This window comes from Thiocapsa sp. (assembly GCF_011390875.1).
Taxonomy (GTDB): Bacteria; Pseudomonadota; Gammaproteobacteria; order Chromatiales; family Chromatiaceae; genus Thiocapsa.
On record NZ_JAABRP010000045.1, the window covers coordinates 21218 to 27351 of the forward strand.

General features: G+C 62.5%; 6 protein-coding genes. 2 read left to right on the forward strand and 4 right to left on the reverse strand.

Annotated elements, in window-relative coordinates; all coding sequences use genetic code 11:
* Window positions 1–16 precede the first annotated feature (16 nt).
* Together GPT33_RS05390 and GPT33_RS05395 are read left to right on the forward strand one after the other, a co-directional pair.
* Window positions 17–1354, forward strand: a complete 1338-nt coding sequence (locus GPT33_RS05390) for an ammonium transporter (RefSeq protein ID WP_296806297.1) — start codon at window positions 17–19, stop codon at window positions 1352–1354.
* A gap of 68 nt (window positions 1355–1422) precedes the next feature.
* Window positions 1423–2682, forward strand: a complete 1260-nt coding sequence (locus GPT33_RS05395; RefSeq protein WP_296806298.1) for an ammonium transporter — start codon at window positions 1423–1425, stop codon at window positions 2680–2682.
* 160 nt (window positions 2683–2842) lie between these two features.
* Here the strand turns inward: GPT33_RS05395 and speE are convergent, their stop codons facing one another.
* The 4 genes from speE to GPT33_RS05415 form a co-directional block, all read right to left on the reverse strand.
* Window positions 2843–3706, reverse strand: coding sequence for a polyamine aminopropyltransferase (gene speE / locus GPT33_RS05400; protein WP_296806299.1), 864 nt, complete (start codon window positions 3704–3706; stop codon window positions 2843–2845).
* Window positions 3707–3838: 132 nt separating this feature from the next.
* Window positions 3839–4177, reverse strand: a complete 339-nt coding sequence (locus GPT33_RS05405) for a metalloregulator ArsR/SmtB family transcription factor (protein ID WP_296806300.1) — start codon at window positions 4175–4177, stop codon at window positions 3839–3841.
* 42 nt (window positions 4178–4219) lie between these two features.
* Window positions 4220–5092: a response regulator gene (locus tag GPT33_RS05410; RefSeq protein ID WP_296806301.1), complete on the reverse strand. Its 873-nt coding sequence runs from the start codon at window positions 5090–5092 to the stop codon at window positions 4220–4222.
* A gap of 50 nt (window positions 5093–5142) precedes the next feature.
* Window positions 5143–6134: ATP-binding protein (locus GPT33_RS05415; protein ID WP_296806302.1), on the reverse strand; the 992-nt coding region annotated here is incomplete at its 5' end.

Sequence of the window (6134 nt, forward strand, 5' to 3'; positions counted from 1 at the left end):
CGAGAGGATCGCAACGATGTACACACTGGAACCGCGACGACTGGCCGTGCCGGCCTTGGCGGCTCTCTCGCTGTTGACGCCCGCACTGGCGTTGGCCGAGGAGGTGCCTGTATTGAACAGTGGCGATACCGCCTGGATGCTGACCGCGACTGCACTCGTTCTATTCATGACCATCCCGGGTTTGGCGCTCTTCTATGGCGGAATGGTCCGAGCCAAGAATGTGCTTTCGGTCTTGATGCAGTGTTTTGCCATTGCTGCGCTCATGACGGTCCTCTGGGTGCTCTATGGCTACAGCTTGGCTTTCTCGACGCAGGGCATGGAGCAGGGCGCCATCAATATCAACACCTTCATCGGCGGACTGGATAAGGTTCTGCTCGGCGGGGTGACTCGCGAGAGCCTGACGGCGGCAATCCCCGAGACTGTCTTTGCCACCTTTCAAATGACCTTCGCCATTATTACCCCGGCTCTGATTGTCGGTGCCTTCGCGGAGCGCATGAAGTTCTCCGCATTGCTCTGGTTTATGGGGATCTGGTTCACCGTCGTCTATCTGCCGATTGCCCATATGGTCTGGGGCGGCGACGGGGCGTTGATGTGGGATTGGGGCGTGCTCGACTTCGCGGGCGGCACCGTCGTGCACATCAATGCGGGGGTCGCGGGTCTCGTCACCGCATTGGTCTTGGGTAAGCGCCGGGGATATCCGCACACCGCTATGCCTCCGCACAACCTGGGCTACACCCTGCTGGGCGCCTCGATGCTCTGGGTCGGGTGGTTCGGGTTCAACGCCGGCAGTGCGGTCGCGGCAAACGAGAGCGCCGGAATGGCGATGCTCGTGACCCAGGTTGCGACGGCCGCCGCCGCGCTCGCCTGGATGTTCTCCGAATGGGTGTCGCATGGTAAGCCAAGTGTCTTGGGTATCGCGACCGGTGCTGTCGCGGGTCTCGTCGCGATAACTCCTGCCTCCGGAACGGCCGGTCCGCTCGGTGCACTCGCCATCGGTGTCGCCTCGGGAATCATTTGTTTCCTTGCCTCGACCAAGCTCAAACGTGCCTTGGGCTACGACGACTCGCTCGACGTCTTCGGCGTCCATGCGGTCGGCGGGATCGTCGGCGCTATCCTGACCGGCGTATTCGTTTCCGCCGCGCTGGGCGGGGCCGGTCTAGCCGAGGGCATGAGTATGCTCGGGCAGGTGTGGATCCAGACCAAGGGGGTCCTATTCACCTTGCTTTACACCGTGATCCTGACCTACATCATCCTTAAGCTGGTCGACCTGGTCATCGGGCTGCGTGTCACCGAGGAGCAGGAAACCGAAGGTCTCGATCTTTCCCAGCACGGCGAGCGCGGCTACATCCTTTAAGCCGCTAGCCGAGGCGGATTCGTCCGCCTCGGCCCCTCCCTCGCCTTGAACCTCTTGGAGATTCTTTCGTGGAAGCAATTACAGAGTTGAGCTACGCGCTCGATACCTTTTACTTTCTCATCTCCGGCGCGCTGGTCATGTGGATGGCCGCCGGTTTCGCGATGCTCGAGGCTGGCATGGTCCGTGCCAAGAACACCGCTGAAATCTTGACCAAGAACATCGCTCTCTTCGCGATCGCCTCGATCATGTACATGCTGGTGGGATACGGGATCATGTATCCGGCCGACGGCAACGGCTTTATCCCCGCCATCGATTGGGGATTCATGTTCGGCGGCGACAACAGCGTCGAAGACGTCATGGGCAGTGACGGGGAGACCTACTACTCCTCGATGGCCGACTTCTTCTTCCAGGTCGTCTTCGTGGCGACCGCCATGTCGATCGTTTCCGGTGCCGTGGCCGAGCGCATGAAGCTCTGGGCCTTCCTGCTCTTCGCGGTCGTGATGACCGGGTTCATCTATCCGATGCAAGGCTACTGGAAGTGGGGTGGCGGGTTCCTCGACGAGCTCGGATTCCTTGACTTCGCAGGCTCCGGCATCGTGCACCTGGCCGGCGCCTCGGCCGCGCTCGCCGGTGTTCTTCTGCTGGGCGCGCGCAAGGGCAAGTACGGCAAAGACGGTTCCATCAACGCCATCCCGGGCGCGAATATGCCGATCGCCACACTCGGTACCTTTATCCTCTGGCTTGGTTGGTTCGGCTTCAACGGCGGGTCGCAGCTGGTCATATCGAACATCGAGGATGCCAATGCGGTGGCGGCGGTCTTCGTCAACACCAACATGTCCGCGGCCGGCGGCACCATCTTCGGTCTGATCACGGCGCGGCTGTTGTTCGGCAAGGCCGATCTCACGATGGCCCTCAATGGTGCCCTCGCGGGGCTGGTCGCGATCACGGCCGAGCCGCTTACCCCTTCGCCCTTGCTCGCGACCATGATCGGTGCCATCGGCGGCGTGATCGTCGTCTTTGCCATCGTGACCATGGATAAGCTAAGGGTCGATGATCCGGTCGGCGCCATCTCCGTGCACGGTGTGGTCGGAATGTGGGGTCTGATGGCGGTGCCCATCACCAACAGCGAGGCCAGCTTCGCTGCTCAGGCGATCGGTCTCGGCACCATTCTGGGCTGGGTCTTCGTGACCTCCTTCATCGTCTGGCTGATCCTCAAGCTCGTCATGGGCATCCGAGTCAGCGAGGAAGAGGAGTACGAGGGTGTCGACATCGGGGAGTGCGGCCTGGAGGCCTATCCGGAGTTTGTCGGGGCTCGCGGAGCCGCCTGATCACCTGCTTTGTGCTGTTGTGAATTCTTCGGGGCCCGCTGGGCCCCATTTTTTTGCCCCGACCGCGCGTGGTTTGTTGGTAAGCAGGGTGCGTCCCGTGCCCGGCTTCGCTCCACCTCGGCCCGATATACGACGGGCCGGCAGGACCGAGCAACCGGGCTCAGGCGGCGATTTCGGCCAGCGCGCGGCGGAAGAACTCCGGTTGCGCCAGGGCGGCGCGATGGATCTCGGCGTTGTAGTAGAGGGTGTCGAAGGCTTTGCGAGTGGCGTCTTCGACACGAAAGTCCACGAGCGACAGGTCGGTGCCGGCCATCGTCGCGCTCCACCAGCCGGAGGGATAGATCGGTTGGGGAAACAAAAGTGTGCGGGAGTCGCGGAAGCCGGCGCTGCGCATCGCGGTGTGCATCTCGGTCAGGATGCGCATGTGATACAGCGGGGATTCGCTCTGCTGAACCAGAATGCCGCCCGAGCCCAAGGCACGTCGGCAGTCGGCATAGAAGTCGCTGGTGAAGAGACCGACCGCGGGTCCGACCGGGTCGGTACTGTCGACGATGATGATGTCCAGACTGCCGGCATCCGCCTCCTGGATCCAGCGCACCCCGTCCTCGAACAACAGGTGCGCGCGCGCATCTCCGTTGGAGGCCGTGAGCTGCGGAAAAAACATCTCGGAGAGCCGCGTCACACGCTCGTCGATGTCGATCTGAACCGCCTGCTCGACGCCGGGGTGCTTCAGAACCTCGCGCAAGGTGCCGCAGTCGCCGCCCCCGATGATGCAGACCCGCTTGGGATCCGGATGTGTAAAGAGCGCCGGGTGCGACATCATCTCGTGATAGAGAAAGTTGTCGCGGGTCGAGAGCATGGTGCAGCCGTCGATGACCATGAGATTGCCGAAGCCGTCGGTCTCGTAGATCTCGATGTGCTGATAGGGGCTCTGCTCCTCGTGGAGCTTCGAGGAGATCCGTAGCGAGAAGGCGGCGCCATCCGCGGCGGCGATCTCGGAGAACCAGGTGTTGGGATCGAGCATGTGGGGAGCGTCCTGAGTGGATTGGGCGGACATTATCTTAAACACGGTCGCGGGCCGCGAGTCCCGATTCGGCCGAGCATCCGCGCAGGCACGGTGGCCCCTGGGTCAACGTTGATACGCAGAACGCGCGGCCTATTTGGGAAATCGGTCGTCCAGGTTCGCCGGGCAAAGCACATCGCGCATGATGCCGATGAGATCCAGCAACTGATCGTTGCGGATGCGGTAATAGATGCGATTGGCCTCTTTGCGCGCGACGACGATGTTCTTGTTGCGTAGTTGCTCCAAGTGCTGAGAGATGTTGCTCTGAGAGGTCCCGGTGCGGTCGACGATCTCGCCGACGGAGAGTTCCTTGTCGCCGAGCGAACAGAGGATCTTCCACCGCAGCGGGTGGGCCATCGCCTTCAGGGCGTTGGCGGTCAGGGTCGTGTTTTCATCGTCTTCGGGTATCTCGGGGACCATCTGTTCACTCATTCTCGCTCCTCCCTAGGGGCTTCAATCTTCTCGTGTCGTTGCTTATCCCCCTGTCGGCAGGGCTCTCGCGTTCCCGTTCTCCTCGACCCGCACATAGCCGGTCATATCCTTTGCGATACAGATGATATCGCTGATGCGTCCTTCGGGATCCTTCACCGCGGTACGCGAGAAGAGAATCGGGACTCGCCGCCCGTCGCGGGCGATGAAACGGGCCTCGATCCGGCTCAAGGCCCCGGTGCGGATCAGCGCTTCCAGCCAGGTTCCCATGAAGGCGCCTGCTTCGGCATCGCCTTCCTCTTCGAACACGTCTCCGATGGACATGCCGCGCAGATCGTCGCCGCGATAGCCGAGCATCTTCCACGCCGCCGGGTTGGTGTGCTTGATGGTACCGCTCGGATCCAAGACCAAGAGCGCTTCACCCATATGCGTGATGATGTTCTCCAGGTATTGCCGCGCCTCGGCGAGCTCTGCCGTGCGTTGTGCGACCGTCTGCTCCAGCGTGCGGTTGAGCTCGCGTTCTTTTTCGATCAGTCTGAAGTAGGTGCTGATCTTGTTGATCAGAAGGTTGTCGTCGATCGGCTTGAGTAGATAGTCGACGGCGCCGACGGCGAATCCGCGTTGCTGAAACTCTTCCGATTTGAAGGCGGCGGTCAGGAAGATGATCGGGATATCGCGCGTTCGCTTGCGCAATTTGAGCATGGACGCGGTCTCGAAGCCGTCCATCTCGGGCATCTGTACATCGAGGATGATGAGGTCGATGTCCGGGTGTCGATGGGTCAGGTCGATGGCGTCTTGCCCCGAAGTGGCCTCGAGAACCTCGACATCCATCTCGCTCTCGATCAAGGTCCGGAGCGTGAAGAGATTATGTGCATGGTCGTCGACGATCAGCAGCTTGAAGCCGGCGTAGCGGGTCATGTCGTCTGCCCTTGTGCGCCCCGAACCGTCGCGAGCTGGACTCGGGCGGCTCAAACAATCGGCTCTCGGACCGCTGCGGATGGCTCCGGGACGGGTCTGTCCGGCAGCACCTCGGCAAGCAGCGCCGTGAGTTGATCGGGATCGATGGGTTTCGATAGAAATTCCACGGCACCCGCACCCAAGCAATCGGCAACCCGGGTCTTGGCCGATCGATCGCCAAGCACGGCAACGGCCGGGTGCGGCCCCGCATTACGGCTCAGTAGAGTCCGAATCGTAGCACAGGTCATTTCGTCGGACATCCCGGCGGCCAACAGCACCAGCTCGCAGCCTTCGCCCTCTTCCTGCAGCGTCTCGAGTGCCTCGTCGAGATCCGCTGCGGTTTGAATGCGCAGGTCGCGACGCGACAGCTCGGAGGCGAGTTGCACGAGGGTTTTGACGTCGCGTTCGACGATCAGGACCCAGCCGTCGGTCGCGCCGGTGCCGGAACCCCTGATCGAGGTCGGACTCAACGCGCCGGGCGATTCCGCGGGCGGTAGCGGAGTGACGTGTGCGCTCGCCGGTGCCGCCGGGGAGACGACCCCTTCCGGCTCGACCGCCACGGCCGCGACGGGCATGACGAGGGTGAAGCAGGCCCCGGCCCCCGGCGAGCTCTCGACCTGGATCCCTCCGCCCAGCAACAGCGCGAGCTCGCGGCTGATGGAGAGTCCCAAACCGGTGCCGCCGTAGCGGCGCCGCGTCGATCCGTCCGCCTGCTGGAATGCCTCGAAGATGATCTCCTGTTTGTCGCGCGGGATCCCGATTCCGGTGTCGGCGACGCTGAGTGCGACCAGCCGTTGAGGATCCTCTCCCGCTTCGACCGCCAGGGTGATGCGACCCTGCTCGGTGAACTTCACGGCATTCGAGAGAAAATTCTTGAGGATCTGCCGCAGCTTGTCGCGATCCGTATAGACCCGCGTCGCGGCCCGCGGGTCGACCTCGAGATCGAGCACGACCGGTTTTTCCGCCACCATCGGTTCGACCAACTCGATCAGCTCCTCGAGCA

Coding starts and splice junctions, on each gene's coding strand:
- GPT33_RS05390 (WP_296806297.1), top strand. CDS start 17: ATGTACACACTGGAACCGCGACGACTGGCCGTGCCGGCCTTGGCGGCT.
- speE (WP_296806299.1), bottom strand. CDS start 3,706: ATGCTCGATCCCAACACCTGGTTCTCCGAGATCGCCGCCGCGGATGGC.
- GPT33_RS05405 (WP_296806300.1), bottom strand. CDS start 4,177: ATGAGTGAACAGATGGTCCCCGAGATACCCGAAGACGATGAAAACACG.
- GPT33_RS05410 (WP_296806301.1), bottom strand. CDS start 5,092: ATGACCCGCTACGCCGGCTTCAAGCTGCTGATCGTCGACGACCATGCA.